Origin of the sequence: Enterobacter cloacae complex sp. FDA-CDC-AR_0164, assembly GCF_003071645.1 — a bacterium.
In the GTDB taxonomy this organism is placed as follows: Bacteria; Pseudomonadota; Gammaproteobacteria; order Enterobacterales; family Enterobacteriaceae; genus Enterobacter; species Enterobacter ludwigii.
Map to the genome: position 1 here is coordinate 3306258 of NZ_CP028950.1, position 14108 is coordinate 3320365.

At 49.7% G+C, this 14108-nt stretch carries 13 protein-coding genes, 3 tRNA genes and 1 pseudogene; 11 read left to right on the plus strand and 6 right to left on the minus strand.

Annotation, left to right across the window (positions count from 1 at the left end; genetic code table 11):
- The first annotated feature begins 28 nt into the window (after positions 1-28).
- Positions 29-751: a transcriptional regulator SdiA gene (gene sdiA, locus AM410_RS16325; protein ID WP_014170708.1), complete on the plus strand. Its 723-nt coding sequence runs from the start codon at positions 29-31 to the stop codon at positions 749-751.
- Between the two features lie 66 nt (positions 752-817).
- On the opposite strand, the gene AM410_RS16330 is transcribed toward sdiA, so the two are convergent.
- Both AM410_RS16330 and AM410_RS24370 read right to left on the minus strand, forming a co-directional pair.
- Positions 818-1042, minus strand: a complete 225-nt coding sequence (locus tag AM410_RS16330; RefSeq protein WP_003859644.1) for a DUF2594 family protein — start codon at positions 1040-1042, stop codon at positions 818-820.
- Entirely contained in the window at positions 1029-1109 is an 81-nt protein-coding gene (locus tag AM410_RS24370) for a hypothetical protein (RefSeq protein WP_418251707.1), read from the minus strand. Before AM410_RS24370 ends, AM410_RS16330 begins: the two co-directional genes overlap by 14 nt.
- Before the next feature lie 400 nt (positions 1110-1509).
- Between AM410_RS24370 and uvrY the strand changes: the two genes are divergently transcribed.
- From uvrY to AM410_RS16360, 6 genes are all read left to right on the plus strand, one after another.
- A complete protein-coding gene (gene uvrY / locus AM410_RS16335; protein ID WP_013096026.1) occupies positions 1510-2166 on the plus strand; it encodes a UvrY/SirA/GacA family response regulator transcription factor in 657 nt (218 codons plus the stop codon).
- Complete coding sequence (uvrC, locus tag AM410_RS16340) at positions 2163-3995, plus strand: excinuclease ABC subunit UvrC (protein ID WP_014170707.1); 1833 nt, start codon at positions 2163-2165, stop codon at positions 3993-3995. The genes uvrY and uvrC overlap by 4 nt, the downstream gene beginning before the upstream one ends.
- Positions 3996-4051: 56 nt before the next feature.
- On the plus strand, positions 4052-4600 hold the full coding sequence (gene pgsA / locus AM410_RS16345) for a CDP-diacylglycerol--glycerol-3-phosphate 3-phosphatidyltransferase (RefSeq protein ID WP_014170706.1): 549 nt from the start codon (positions 4052-4054) through the stop codon (positions 4598-4600).
- Between the two features lie 152 nt (positions 4601-4752).
- Positions 4753-4828 (plus strand) — tRNA-Gly (locus AM410_RS16350).
- A gap of 46 nt (positions 4829-4874) precedes the next feature.
- Positions 4875-4948: transfer RNA gene (locus AM410_RS16355), tRNA-Cys, on the plus strand.
- Positions 4949-4959: 11 nt separating this feature from the next.
- A tRNA-Leu gene (locus AM410_RS16360) sits at positions 4960-5046 on the plus strand.
- A gap of 824 nt (positions 5047-5870) precedes the next feature.
- Here AM410_RS16360 and AM410_RS16370 read toward each other — a convergent pair.
- Positions 5871-6266, minus strand: a complete 396-nt coding sequence (locus AM410_RS16370; protein WP_073396056.1) for a hypothetical protein — start codon at positions 6264-6266, stop codon at positions 5871-5873.
- Positions 6266-6487 carry a hypothetical protein gene (locus AM410_RS16375; protein ID WP_073396055.1) on the minus strand — a complete coding sequence of 74 codons (222 nt, stop codon included), beginning with the start codon at positions 6485-6487 and terminating at the stop codon, positions 6266-6268. The genes AM410_RS16370 and AM410_RS16375 overlap by 1 nt, the downstream gene beginning before the upstream one ends.
- A gap of 289 nt (positions 6488-6776) precedes the next feature.
- Between AM410_RS16375 and AM410_RS23930 the strand changes: the two are divergent.
- Together AM410_RS23930 and AM410_RS16380 are read left to right on the plus strand one after the other, a co-directional pair.
- Positions 6777-7296: pseudogene (locus AM410_RS23930) on the plus strand (IS630 family transposase); the annotation flags it as partial.
- 488 nt (positions 7297-7784) lie between these two features.
- The gene (locus AM410_RS16380) at positions 7785-8174 is read left to right on the plus strand and encodes a DUF1090 domain-containing protein (RefSeq protein ID WP_073396052.1); all 390 of its coding nucleotides are present in this window, start codon (positions 7785-7787) and stop codon (positions 8172-8174) included.
- Positions 8175-8547: 373 nt separating this feature from the next.
- On the opposite strand, the gene fucO is transcribed toward AM410_RS16380, so the two are convergent.
- Positions 8548-9696 carry a lactaldehyde reductase gene (fucO, locus tag AM410_RS16385; RefSeq protein WP_073396050.1) on the minus strand — a complete coding sequence of 383 codons (1149 nt, stop codon included), beginning with the start codon at positions 9694-9696 and terminating at the stop codon, positions 8548-8550.
- Between the two features lie 27 nt (positions 9697-9723).
- Positions 9724-10371 (minus strand): L-fuculose-phosphate aldolase, encoded by a 648-nt coding sequence (fucA, locus tag AM410_RS16390; protein ID WP_073396049.1) that lies wholly within the window; start codon positions 10369-10371, stop codon positions 9724-9726.
- 543 nt (positions 10372-10914) lie between these two features.
- Between fucA and fucP the strand changes: the two genes are divergently transcribed.
- Both fucP and fucI read left to right on the plus strand, forming a co-directional pair.
- Positions 10915-12225, plus strand: coding sequence for an L-fucose:H+ symporter permease (fucP, locus tag AM410_RS16395; RefSeq protein WP_108648141.1), 1311 nt, complete (start codon positions 10915-10917; stop codon positions 12223-12225).
- Between the two features lie 30 nt (positions 12226-12255).
- Positions 12256-14031 carry an L-fucose isomerase gene (gene fucI / locus AM410_RS16400; RefSeq protein WP_073396047.1) on the plus strand — a complete coding sequence of 592 codons (1776 nt, stop codon included), beginning with the start codon at positions 12256-12258 and terminating at the stop codon, positions 14029-14031.
- Positions 14032-14108 lie beyond the last annotated feature (77 nt).

Consider the following 14108-nt stretch of genomic DNA (forward strand, 5'->3'; position numbering starts at 1 on the left):
ATCATTTCAGAGGCTTCATTTAGTAAGTATGAAGGATTCAGACTTTTTCACCTGGCGACGGGAATGCTCCCTCCGGTTTCAGAAATTGACCTGTGCCGACGAGGTATATCAGGAACTTCAGCGACAAACTCAGGCGCTAGAATTCGATTATTACGCACTCTGCGTACGCCATCCCGTGCCTTTTACGCGGCCTAAGATTTCTGTGCATACCACTTATCCGCCACAGTGGCAGGCGCAATATCAGTCGAAGAATTATTTCGCCATTGACCCGGTGTTAAAACCGGAGAATTTCATCCAGGGGCATTTACCCTGGACTGACGAATTATTCGCGGATGCTGAGGAATTATGGCATAGCGCACGGGAGCACGGCTTACGTACAGGAATAACGCAGTGTCTGATGCTGCCGAATCATGCTCTCGGTTTTCTGTCGGTTTCTCGTACTAGCATGCTGGAGAGCCCGTTAGACCACGAGGAAATAGAGCTGCGGTTACAACTGCTGGTGCAAGTGGCCTTAACATCGTTGATTCGATTTGAAGATGAGATGGTGATGCCGCCTGAGATGAAATTCAGCAAACGTGAACGGGAAATTCTTAAATGGACCGCGGAAGGGAAGACCTCGGCGGAAATTGCGATCATTCTCTCCATCTCAGAGAATACGGTTAACTTTCATCAGAAGAATATGCAGAAGAAATTCAATGCGCCTAACAAGACGCAGATCGCGTGTTACGCGGCGGCGACCGGGCTTATTTGAGTAGAGAGTACGTTCTGCGTGTCAGACGAGGCAACGGCTGAATGCACCGCATCCAGCCGTTTTTTATTACTGGCGGTAGGCTTGTTTAATTTGCTTAACGGTGTTGGCAAATACCGCGGATTCAGCCTGGTCTTCCATCTGCGCGATTTGTTTTTCCATTTTAATGATCACACGACCGGCGTCAGCCTGGCCCATCGCCTGTAGCATCAGCGTTAGCAGCGATTTCAGGCAGTTTACTTCCTGTGCCAGTTCCTGGTTATTCTCCGCAGTGGCAAATTCAGGTGTGCTCATTTATTTTCCTCATTATAAAACGGCGCTCGTGCGCGACGATGAAAGTCAAGGCGGCGGAGTATACCACAAGGCGCAGCAAAAAATGCAGCGGTTGTTTTTCGTACTTTTACACTGGATGTTTATTTGCGTAAACAACGCGTGCCGCTAAACTGTACGGCGTTAATAGCGACGAATTGTTTATACCCGGTTCGCTTGCCGTTAATTATTGTTACAAAAATTTAAGAACTGTTTTTTTACGGACTCAGGCGACAGATTTTTTGTAACTTTTTGAATACAGATGCTTAAAAAAAAGCTGCACAAGCCCTGGTGGCGCGGGCTCTCTTTCCACGTTCTGTACAGCCTAATTTCCAAAAACGAGAGCGAAATCGAATAGCCGATTTTTTAACGTTTTAATCTTGTGAGGAAAACCGTTAATATAAACCAAATTATCACTCAGTAGCGTTATCCCTATTCTGGAGACATTTCCTTTGATCAACGTCCTTCTTGTTGATGACCACGAACTGGTGCGCGCAGGGATACGACGCATTCTTGAAGATATAAAAGGTATTAAAGTTGCTGGTGAGGCTTGTTGCGGCGAAGATGCCGTAAAATGGTGCCGCACTAATTCAGCCGATGTGGTGTTGATGGATATGAACATGCCCGGTATCGGTGGTCTTGAAGCAACCCGCAAAATCGCGCGTACCTTTGTTGATACAAAAGTCATCATGCTGACCGTGCATACTGAAAACCCGCTGCCCGCGAAAGTGATGCAGGCGGGCGCTGCCGGTTACCTGAGTAAAGGTGCCGCGCCGCAGGAGGTTGTCAATGCTATCCGTTCCGTGTTTGCCGGACAGCGTTACATTGCTTCCGACATTGCTCAGCAGATGGCCCTGAGTCAGATCGAACCCGAGAAAACGGAATCGCCGTTTGCCAGTTTGTCCGAGCGTGAATTGCAGATTATGCTGATGATCACCAAAGGTCAGAAGGTAAATGAGATCTCGGAACAGCTGAATCTTAGCCCGAAAACGGTGAACAGCTATCGTTATCGCATGTTCAGCAAACTGAACATTCATGGTGATGTTGAACTGACTCATCTGGCCATCCGGCATGGTTTATGTAATGCGGAGACGTTGTTAAGTCAGTGAGTGATGTGTTCGATTCAAAAGCATTTCTGAAAACCGTAACCAGCCAGCCTGGCGTCTATCGTATGTATGACGCTGGCGGTACGGTTATCTACGTGGGGAAAGCGAAAGATCTCAAAAAGCGCCTCTCCAGCTATTTTCGCAGTAACCTTGCCTCCCGCAAGACTGAAGCACTGGTCGCACTCATACAGAATATTGATGTTACCGTCACGCATACCGAGACGGAGGCGCTGCTGCTTGAGCATAACTATATTAAGCTCTATCAGCCGCGCTACAACGTGCTGTTACGCGATGATAAATCCTATCCGTTCATCTTCCTGAGTGGCGATACGCACCCCCGGCTTGCTATGCACCGCGGTGCAAAACATGCCAAGGGTGAATATTTCGGCCCGTTTCCCAACGGCTATGCCGTCCGTGAGACGCTGGCGCTGCTGCAAAAAATCTTCCCTGTTCGCCAGTGTGAAAACAGTGTCTATCGCAATCGCTCGCGCCCGTGTCTGCAGTACCAGATTGGCCGCTGTCTGGGGCCATGCGTTGCCGGGCTGGTGAGTGAAGACGAGTATGCGCAGCAGGTCGAGTATGTGCGCCTGTTTTTAGCCGGGAAAGACGATCAGGTATTAACGCAGCTGATCGCCCGGATGGAGAAAGCCAGTGCAGCGCTGGAGTTCGAAGAGGCCGCGCGGATCCGCGACCAAATCCAGGCGGTGCGCAGAGTCACTGAGAAACAGTTCGTCTCGAACACCGGTGACGATCTCGACGTGATCGGCGTTGCCTTTGACGCCGGCATGGCCTGCGTGCATGTGCTGTTTATTCGTCAGGGTAAAGTGCTCGGGAGCCGCAGCTATTTCCCGAAAGTGCCGGGAGGGACGGAGCTGGGTGAGGTGGTTGAAACCTTCGTCGGCCAGTTCTATCTGCAGGGGAGTCAGATGCGCACGCTGCCATCGGAGATCCTGCTTGATTTCAATCTCGATGATAAAACGCTTTTGGCGGATTCACTGTCAGAACTGGCTGGTCGTCGGGTTAACGTGCAGACCAAACCGCGCGGTGACCGCGCGCGTTACCTGAAGCTTGCCCGGACCAACGCGGCGACGGCGCTTACTACAAAACTGTCCCAGCAATCGACGGTCCACCAGCGTTTAACGGCACTGGCTACGCTCCTGAAGCTGCCGGAGGTTAAACGGATGGAGTGCTTCGACATCAGCCACACAATGGGCGAGCAGACCGTGGCCTCCTGCGTGGTGTTTGATGCTAACGGCCCGCTGCGCGCGGAATATCGTCGCTATAACATCACCGGGATCACGCCGGGTGATGACTATGCAGCCATGAACCAGGTGCTGCGCCGTCGCTACGGTAAAGCCATCGAAGAGAGCAAAATCCCGGATGTGATACTGATTGACGGCGGGAAAGGGCAGCTCGGGCAGGCGAAAGCGGTCTTTGACTCACTTGATGTGAGCTGGGATAAAAACCATCCGTTGCTGCTGGGCGTGGCAAAAGGGGCCGATCGTAAAGCCGGTCTGGAGACGCTCTTCTTTGAGCCGGAAGGGGAGGGCTTCAGCCTGCCGCCGGATTCTCCGGCACTGCATGTTATCCAGCATATTCGCGATGAGTCACACGATCACGCCATCAGCGGGCACCGGAAAAAACGGGCGAAGGTAAAAAACACCAGTACGCTTGAGACCATCGAAGGCGTCGGGCCAAAACGCAGGCAGATGTTGCTTAAATATATGGGCGGATTGCAAGGATTACTCAATGCCAGCATGGAGGAAATTGCAAAAGTGCCGGGTATTTCGCAAGCGCTGGCAGAAAAGATCTACTACTCGTTGAAACATTGAGGGCTCTGTAGCAACATAGAGCTAAATTTTACTGACAACAAACAGTTACCGTCATTATGCAATTTAATATCCCTACGTTGCTCACTCTTTTTCGCGTTGTGCTTATCCCGTTCTTTGTACTGGCGTTTTACCTGCCAGTCGTCTGGGCCCCTTTTGCCTGTGCACTGATTTTCCTGGTGGCTGCGGTTACGGACTGGTTTGACGGTTATCTGGCACGCCGCTGGAACCAAAGCACCCGCTTCGGTGCCTTCCTCGACCCGGTCGCCGATAAGGTCATGGTCGCTATCGCGATGGTGCTGGTGGCTGAGCACTACCACACGTGGTGGGTAACGCTGCCTGCAGCAACCATGATTGGTCGTGAGATCATCATCTCTGCGCTGCGTGAGTGGATGGCGGAGCTGGGTAAGCGCAGCAGCGTCGCGGTATCGTGGATTGGTAAAGTGAAAACCACCGCGCAAATGGCCTCGCTGGTCTGGATGCTCTGGCGTCCAAACGCCTGGGTTGAGTGGGCGGGGATTGGGCTGCTGTGGGTTGCTGCGGTACTGACGCTGTGGTCTATGCTGCAATATTTAAACGCTGCCCGCGGCGATTTGCTTGATCAGTGATCGTTTCGACGTAATTTTCAGCAAACGATCCGGGGATGCAAAAAATAACGTTGACTCATACCGTCATATCAGTAGAATGCAACGCATCGAACGGCGGCACAGCTAGCCGGACGATAATGAAATCAAGTGGTTAGAAGTTAACTTGATGACATGCGGGAATAGCTCAGTTGGTAGAGCACGACCTTGCCAAGGTCGGGGTCGCGAGTTCGAGTCTCGTTTCCCGCTCCAGATTAAAGACATGCGCAATAGCGGGTGTCGCGTAAAAAAGTTTTACGGCGCGTTAGCAAAGCGGTTATGTAGCGGATTGCAAATCCGTCTAGTCCGGTTCGACTCCGGAACGCGCCTCCACTTTCTTCCCTGGCCGGATGGTGGAATCGGTAGACACAAGGGATTTAAAATCCCTCGGCGTTCGCGCTGTGTGGGTTCAAGTCCCACTCCGGCTACCATGGGAAAAAGCAGAATAATCAAAGCAATAAGCAGTGTCGTGAAACCACCGAAAGGTGGTTTTTTTGTGCCTGAAATTCATTTTCCTAACATCGTTCCTAACATTATTTGTCATTTTTGCCCGCATGCGAGCGGCACAAGGTTAACTTTAAGATCATAACGTACTGTATGAGTGATGGTCTTGTGTCCAGAAGTTCGCTGTTTTTCCTGAAGGCTTCAGAACTGTCGTCGCGATATAGATGTTATGGTCCGCCTGGCGAAGAAAGTCACCCTTATGTATAACAAAACGTGGTAAGCGAACTGCCCGTGCAGGGGAACACTATTGATCAAAAGCTAGTAGTGCAAGAATAGAGAACGAGTTTCAAATGGATACTGACTGCTTGTCAATTAATCAGTTAGTCCAGCATATAACTTTGCGTCTGTAACATTGAAGGGGGAGAGCCCAATGGTTGCGGAATATCAACCTCAAAGCACCCCTTAGCAATATTAGTGTCAGCACTGTGGATGATAGTTAACTCACCAGTTTTTACGTGTTCCATAGAGCAAAATTCATTTCCATCTCCTGCCGGGAATAGAACAGTAAAGCCAATCCTTACCGGAAGGCCGCTATCTGCCAGGTTAGATGTATCTTCATCTATGATATCCCAGTTGATGGAAATAAAGAGCAGCGTGTGCGTTTGGGCTCTCGGGCATAGCGCACCTCTGCTCCATGAATGTCAGATCCACTCTGGGACTCCAGTTGGGCCTTTGTCATAGCGGCGGCCGAAAATCATCATGTCTGGAAGTTAAGCGGTTTTTCCGGTTTTTGTAGCGATATTCAACGCAGCTATTTAATAAGGGTGATTTTCCCTTTATTATACATTTCACTAAGAATGTCCCATGCTTTTTTCAATTCATCATCAACATATTCACCGTCAGGATTGATGTTTTTATTAACATCCGGATATAAATTATTCAATGCATCGCTGAATGCTATTCTCAGATCATCATAGAGGTGTGTATATTGTTTTTTTATCAAGACCAGGTTTTGGTTGAGGGTGAGGGTGATATTTGAGGCGCTATTTAATGTTGCATTTTTCGCCCCAATCAGTTCGTCACCATTCACGATTGGATCCGTGAGTCGCAAATAGCTATCACTCATTCCAGACGTTGTCACTTCATTCCCGCTGGAATCAAAATAAACAGGTGATAATGTTATTTTAACTTTCCCTGCCAGGGCCATTAACACTCCATAGCCACCACCGCTATACTTCCCACCTGGACAGGTATGGTGTTACTTAATAATGAAGATTTGAATGTACATTTCCCATCTGGTTTAATAGTGATTTCATCACCTTTGGAAAGATGAATGTATCCTTTTGCTACATCCCCTTCATTAATAACAATGAAGTCATTATCTACATCTGAACTCCTGTCACTTTCTATGGTGCCTAACGTAGTCATATAACCCCTCACATATAAATCTCAGTTGATACGGAAAAAACTTTTGCTTTTCAGTAGTGGTTGATGATTGTCTATTTTTCAAGGAAATAATTCGATGAAATGATTAGTAATTATTTTAATTGAATAATCTCCCATGTGATTTTATTCCCATACGATTGGCTAAAGCATAAATTGGCCGACCACTGTCATATTACTAAATTGCTAAATAGAACACTTAAAGGGAACCCAGCCCATAATGTGTGATCTGATCAATCGCCAAATCAAAACAAATCATCAAACGGACTGAACGATGTCGATCATGGTTCTCATTCACCATGACGAACGGTACCTGATGCAGAAAGCCATTCATAAAACGAACGATAAAAATTATGCCCGTAGGCTGACAGCCATGCTGATGTTGCACCGGGGAGCAAGCATCAGCGAGGTCGTCAGCACATTCTGTTGTGTCCGTTCATCCGTTGGACGCTGGAATAACTGGTTAACACTGTCAGGGGTTGAAGGTCAGAAATCTTTACCCGCCGGACGCTCCCGCCGATGGCTTTTAGAATATATCTGTACCTTGTTACGTGAACGGATAAAGCTTTGTTCCCGCGATTTTGGTTATCAGCGTTCACGCTGGAGTACGGGACTACTGGCAATAAAAAAATCAGAGATATAGTCGGGTGTACGTTACATGCGGAAACGTTTCTCGCTGGCTGCCGCCATCTGAGCTGGTATAGCGCAGGTCAGAACCACCCCTGCACATCCACGACTCGTATAAAGATGAAAAAGTAGCGGCAATCCACAACGTGCTGGATGAATGCAGTGCGGGGGTGTGTTTTGTGCCTCGCATAACTTCGCTATCGGATAGGATTATGAATTACTAAGTTTTTTTGTGTTTTATCTTTATCGATAAAAAAGACTTTGTTTTTAAGGTTAATTTTGCTAATAGAATTGGATTTTCGACATAAGAGTAAGTTTGAGATGCTTATGGGGCAAAAAGCTTAAAAAATCGTTTCTTTATTACCCTTTACATATTACGAGTATTCGTTGCTTCAGAAAATAGAGTGTTTAGACTAAAGAGGTAAGTATTACAACTTTCGTGAGAGGTTAATATATATAGAAAGAATAAGTACGATGTACATCATCATGTTGTGGATGAAGGATACGATGAACTACTTTTTCTCGTTTTATCCTGGCTTTTTTTTCGTCGGTTCAGGATTTTTATTTATAGATCATTCCTAAAAAACCATTAACAATATTAATGCACTATCTGTATTATCTCGATAAAGGTAAAAGGATTAATCTGGAGAATATTATGAAACATACTCAAACATTGCTGGCAGGTTTGCTGGTACTAGCCCCTCTTTTTTCTGTTCAGGCTGCCTCTCAGGTAAGCACAGGCTGTGACGCCAAACGTCAGAATATTGAGGAGCAAATAGATTACGCCCGCACCCATGACAACAATCACCGCATAGCGGGTCTTGAAAAAGCGCTTTCTGAACTTAATACCAACTGCACTAACGAAGGGCTGCATGCTGAGCGTGAAGCCGATATACGTAAAAAAGAGCTGAAGGTAGAGGAACGCCGTCAGGAACTGGCTGAAGCCAGTGCCGACGGACGTCCGGATAAAATCATAAAAAAACAGCAGAAGTTGGAAGACGCTCAATATGAGCTAAACGAAGCCAGAAATAGGCTAAACAAATAGCAATTAAAGGGCGGGGTGTAAGGAATGATGGGTAACTCCTTACGCTTCGTCGTACGGCGTCTTTCGTGCTTTTCAATGCGGGCGCATATTCTGAACGCTTGCTGAAAATACCCGTCGCAACACGTTCAGGGCTGGAGAAACAAGGGGCGAATTGATTCTTTAACTACATTTAATCAACTTTTCGCCGTATACCATAGTTTCACCTTTCAACTTCGCCACAATAAGAGGGCAATCATGCCCAACAATGGCCATTACCGATAGGATCTGTCGGCGTCGGTCGTCAGCTGCGAAATCACGGTTTAAATACTGATGGCGCTGTCTCTCTGCGTCACCCGGCCCAGAAGGGGCCTCTAAACCGGGTAACGCAGTCGCACTACCAGGCGGTATGGTACAGCTCGCTAATATCTGCCAGGCTCGCTTCCCGTGGGTTGCCGGCAGTACAGACATCATCATATGCCGCCTGGGCGAGCATCGGGATATCTTCTTTTTGTACTCCAGCCTCACGCAGATGGAGCGGGATGCCCACATCGTGATTAAGCCTGAAGACGGCATCCACGGCAGCATTGCGCGCGTCCGTAAGGCTCAGCCCTTCAACCTTCACGCCCATCGCCCGTGCAATATCGCGGAATTTATCGCCGGTAAAGTCAGCGTTGTAACGCATGATATGAGGCAGCAAAATGGCATTCGCCACGCCGTGCGGTGTGTCATAAAAAGCACCCAGCGGGTGCGCCATACCGTGAACCAGCCCCAGGCCAACGTTGGAAAAGCCCATGCCGGCAACATACTGGCCCAGCGCCATCGCCTCGACGGCATCTCGATCGCCCTTGACTGAATCGCGCAGTGCGCCGGCAATAATCTCAATCGCCTTGATGTGTAGCGCATCGGTCAAGGCCCATGCACCCCGGGTAATATACCCTTCAATCGCATGAGTCAGCGCATCAACGCCGGTTGCTGCTTTCAGCACTGGCGGCATACCGTCCATCATATCTGCATCGATAAAAGCGACCTGCGGAATGTCGTGCGGATCGACGCAAACAAATTTACGCCGCTTCTCTTCATCAGTGATTACGTAGTTAATGGTCACTTCAGCCGCTGTTCCGGCTGTAGTGGGAATGGCCAGAACGGGTACGCTGGGGTTACGGGTTGGGGACAGGCCTTCAAGGCTACGAACATCCTTAAACGCCGGGTTATTGCTGATAATACCGATTGCCTTACAGGTATCCTGAGGCGAGCCACCCCCGATAGCGATAAGGTAATCTGCGCCGCTGTTCTGAAAAACACCCAGCCCTTCCTGTACTATTCCGATTGTCGGGTTAGGAAGCACGCCGGAGTATATTTCCCAGGCCAACCCCGCTTCGTCCAGCTTATCCGTGACCTTCGCCACCACGCCACACTGTATCAGCGTCCTGTCGGTGACAATCAGCGCTTTTTGATAGCCGCGACGCTTTACCTCATCGCAAAGCATCCCTGTTGCGCCCCGGCCAAACCAGGCCGTTTCGTTCAAAATCATTCTTTTCGCCATGGCATTTCTCCTGTTTGCTATGCGATGTCATTCTTCAATGCGCAGTCCGTAGGTTTTGAATTTTTCCAGCACAATGGCGATAGCATCGTCATCCAGTACCGGGACCGGATCCGTTATTGCCAGCGTGCAAAGGTACAGTTGTGCCAGTACTTCAACTTCATGCGCCAGCCACAGGGCTTTTTCCAGATTTGCTTCACAGGCAATTAAGCCGTGGTGCTGTAACAGCGTTGCTTTGCGGTTCCTGAGGGCAAAGGCGACATAGTCGGACAACTCGCGTGTCCCAAATGTGGCATATGGCGCGCAGGGTATGGAATTACCGCCTGCGGCGGCAATCATGTAATGAATGGCCGGGATAGGGCGGTTAAGAATAGACACGGCGGTACAGTGCACCGCATGGTTATGCACCACCGCCTGCGCATCCGGGCGCGTCTGGTACGCGGCCATATGGAAACGCCACTCGCTGGAAGGCAGTTTGCCCTGTTCATGCTGACCGTCGGCATCAATATAAACGATGTGTGACTCCGTCAGTTTTTCATAGGGGATCCCCGTTGGCGTTATCAATATCCCGCCCTGATAGCGCACGCTGACGTTGCCAGCCGTGCCCTGATTTAGCCCCAGGCGGGTCATTTCCAGGCAGGTATCAATAATCTGCCGCGCCAGTCTATTTCGTTCCATTTGTTACCTCTCTTGATGATCTAAAGCACCAGCAGAACAAGCCTGTTGTCCTGATGAATTAACCGTATATTTGCGCACCATCTTTATAGGGAATAACGCTAAAAGAATTACGGTGGTTGCACTTTGTGATCGCCGTCAATTAATAGTCGGGAATTGATCCTTATTCGATTAATTCATTTCGGTAAAAATGACCGATTCAGAAGATTTTTATTCAAACAGTCGTTTTGATGATTTTTACCGTGAAAATGCCCGTTTTCGGAGTAATACATTAAATCGGTCACTGGGGTTGTGGTTTTTAATGTTTATTTTCCCCGGCGGGGGGCGTTTTTATTAAATTTAAAGTGATAACGATCACATAAAGATATCGCGTTGCCGTTAAATGTGATTGTCATCATATTCGCCCCCCTTTTTTACATGAAAATGCATTCACGAGATCATTCCGATCGCCAGATTCGCGCCAGTAAGAGTAAAGCACCTTTTTATTTTTACCGTCTGGCAAGAAAGGAAAGTCACATTCTGACGCTTCTGACTAACGAGGGTGTTATGGGAAATACAACAATACCAACGCAGAGTTTTCGTGCGGTCAATGCCGGGCAAGCCCAGCGTTACATTATTCCTTTCGCGTTACTCTGCTCACTGTTTTTTCTTTGGGCAGTCGCTAATAACCTGAATGACATTTTACTCCCCCAGTTTCAGCAAGCCTTTACCCTGACAAACTTCCAGGCTGGCCTGATACAATCTGCGTTCTATTTCGGCTACTTTGTCATTCCAGTTCCTGCCGGGATACTGATGAAAAAACTCAGCTATAAGGCAGGTATTATTACCGGGTTGTTTTTATATGCCATTGGTGCTGCATTATTCTGGCCTGCGGCTGAGTTAATGAATTATACATTGTTTCTTGTCGGTCTTTTTATTATAGCGGCGGGGTTAGGTTGCCTTGAAACTGCTGCTAACCCCTTTGTTACAGTGTTGGGGCCAGAGAGTGGTGGTCATTTCCGTCTTAATCTGGCGCAAACTTTTAATTCTTTTGGCGCTATTATTGCCGTTGTGTTTGGACAAAGCCTAATTTTGTCTAACGTGCCGCATCACTCTCAGGCGGTACTCGATAAAATGACGCCAGAACAGCTAAGCATTTATAAGCATAGCCTGGTGTTATCCGTACAAACGCCCTATATGATTATCGTGGCAATTGTATTGTTGGTCGCCCTGCTGATTATGTTGACCAAATTTCCGGTCCTTCAGAGCGATAATCACGTCGACGGTACACAAAGCACATTTTCTGCCTCTCTTTCCCGTCTGGTCCGTATTCGCCACTGGCGTTGGGCGGTGCTGGCGCAGTTCTGCTATGTCGGCGCGCAAACTGCCTGCTGGAGTTATCTGATCCGGTACGCTATTGAAGAGATCCCCGGCATGACGCCAGGTTTCGCCGCCAACTACCTGACCGGCACCATGGTGTGCTTCTTCATCGGTCGCTTTACCGGTACATGGCTAATCAGCCGCTTCGCACCGCATAAAGTACTGGCCGCTTATGCCCTGCTTGCCATGGTGCTATGCCTGGTCTCCGCCGTATTCGGCGGCCATTTCGGTCTACTGGCCCTAACGCTGTGCAGTGCATTTATGTCTATTCAGTACCCAACCATTTTCTCCCTTGGGATTAAGAACCTGGGTCAGGATACCAAATACGGCTCGTCATTCATCGTCATGACCATTATCGGCGGCGGGATTGTGACGCCGGTCATGGGCTTTGTCAGCGATGCTGCAGGCAATATCCCAGCAGCAGAACTGGTTCCGGCAGTGTGTTTTGCCGTCATCTTCATCTTTGCCCGTTTCCGTTCGCAAGCGGCAACGAATTAAACCTGTATCCGAAAACGTGAGGGATCTGTCATGAAAAAAATCAGCTTACCGAAAATAGGTATCCGTCCGGTGATTGATGGTCGTCGTATGGGGGTTCGCGAGTCTCTGGAGGAGCAAACCCTGAATATGGCCAACGCCACCGCCGCGCTGCTCACTGAAAAGCTTCGTCACCCCAACGGCGAGCAAATTGAATGCGTCATTGCTGACGGTTGCATTGCGGGGATGGCCGAATCTGCCGCCTGTGAAGAAAAATTCAGCAGCCAGAACGTCGGCGTGACCATCACCGTGACGCCGTGCTGGTGCTACGGGAGCGAAACGATCGATATGGACCCCATGCGTCCGAAAGCCATCTGGGGTTTTAACGGGACTGAACGTCCGGGTGCCGTTTATCTGGCCGCCGCGCTGGCTGCACACAGCCAGAAAGGGATTCCGGCATTCTCTATTTATGGTCATGATGTCCAGGACGCCGACGACACCTCGATTCCCGAAGATGTTGAGGAAAAACTGCTGCGCTTTGCGCGTGCCGGTTTAGCCGTCGCCAGTATGAAAGGGAAAAGCTATCTCTCCATTGGGGGGGTGTCGATGGGGATTGCCGGTTCCATCGTCGACCCTAACTTCTTCGAATCCTGGCTGGGGATGAAGGTACAGGCAGTTGATATGACTGAACTGCGCCGCCGCATTGATCAGAAAATCTTCGATGAAACCGAACTGGAAATGGCGCTGGCCTGGGCGGACAAAAACTTCCGCTACGGCGAAGACCAGAACGCGCAGCAGTATAAGCGTAACGAAGCGCAGAACCGCGAGGTGCTGAAAGAGAGCCTGCTGATGGCGATGTGTATCCGCGACATGATGCAGGGCAACCCAGCACTGGCGGAAAAAGGGCGGGTGGAAGAATCGCTGGGCTACAACGCCATTGCGGCAGGCTTCCAGGGCCAGCGTCACTGGACCGATCAATACCCGAACGGCGATACCGCCGAAGCGTTGCTTAACAGCTCCTTTGACTGGAATGGCGTGCGTGAACCCTTTGTCGTCGCGACCGAAAATGACAGCCTCAACGGCGTGGCGATGCTAATGGGCCACCAGTTGACCGGCACAGCACAGGTGTTCGCCGACGTGCGCACCTACTGGTCTCCAGAAGCGGTAGCGCGCGTGACCGGTCAACCGCTCAGCGGTCTGGCTGAGAAGGGTATTATCCACCTGATCAATTCCGGCTCTGCGGCTCTCGATGGCTCATGCAAACAGCGCGACAGCGATGGCAAGCCAACGATGAAACCATTCTGGGACATTAGCCAGCAGGAGGTTGATGCCTGCCTGGCGGCCACCGAATGGTGTCCGGCGATACATGAATATTTCCGCGGCGGCGGTTTCTCTTCTCGCTTCCTGACCGAAGGCGGCGTGCCGTTCACCATGACCCGCGTGAATATCATCAAAGGTCTTGGCCCGGTTCTGCAGATTGCAGAAGGCTGGAGCGTGGAACTGCCGAAAGAGATGCACGATCAGCTTGACGCCCGTACCAACTCAACCTGGCCGACCACCTGGTTTGCGCCACGTCTGACGGGTAAAGGTCCCTTTACCGATGTTTATTCCGTGATGGCGAACTGGGGGGCAAACCATGGCGTGCTGACCATCGGCCACGTTGGCGCTGACTTCATCACCCTGGCATCAATGCTGCGAATTCCGGTCTGCATGCATAACGTGGAAGAGTCGAAGGTCTATCGTCCTTCCGCCTGGGCTGCGCACGGCATGGATAGCGAAGGCCAGGATTACCGCGCCTGTCAAAACTATGGCCCGCTGTACAAACGTTGAGTAACGTCTTTGCCCGGTAGCGTATGTTTACCGGGCCTGTAAAACACCGAATTGCAGGCCGGATAAGCGACACGTTA

Excerpts from the sequence above, each read along its gene's own strand:
- sdiA (WP_014170708.1), top strand. The coding sequence starts at position 29 with ATGAAGGATTCAGACTTTTTCACCTGGCGACGGGAATGCTCCCTCCGG.
- AM410_RS16330 (WP_003859644.1), bottom strand. The coding sequence starts at position 1,042 with ATGAGCACACCTGAATTTGCCACTGCGGAGAATAACCAGGAACTGGCA.
- pgsA (WP_014170706.1), top strand. The coding sequence starts at position 4,052 with ATGCAATTTAATATCCCTACGTTGCTCACTCTTTTTCGCGTTGTGCTT.
- AM410_RS16370 (WP_073396056.1), bottom strand. The coding sequence starts at position 6,266 with ATGGCCCTGGCAGGGAAAGTTAAAATAACATTATCACCTGTTTATTTT.
- AM410_RS16375 (WP_073396055.1), bottom strand. The coding sequence starts at position 6,487 with ATGACTACGTTAGGCACCATAGAAAGTGACAGGAGTTCAGATGTAGAT.
- AM410_RS16380 (WP_073396052.1), top strand. The coding sequence starts at position 7,785 with ATGAAACATACTCAAACATTGCTGGCAGGTTTGCTGGTACTAGCCCCT.
- fucO (WP_073396050.1), bottom strand. The coding sequence starts at position 9,696 with ATGGCGAAAAGAATGATTTTGAACGAAACGGCCTGGTTTGGCCGGGGC.
- fucA (WP_073396049.1), bottom strand. The coding sequence starts at position 10,371 with ATGGAACGAAATAGACTGGCGCGGCAGATTATTGATACCTGCCTGGAA.
- fucP (WP_108648141.1), top strand. The coding sequence starts at position 10,915 with ATGGGAAATACAACAATACCAACGCAGAGTTTTCGTGCGGTCAATGCC.
- fucI (WP_073396047.1), top strand. The coding sequence starts at position 12,256 with ATGAAAAAAATCAGCTTACCGAAAATAGGTATCCGTCCGGTGATTGAT.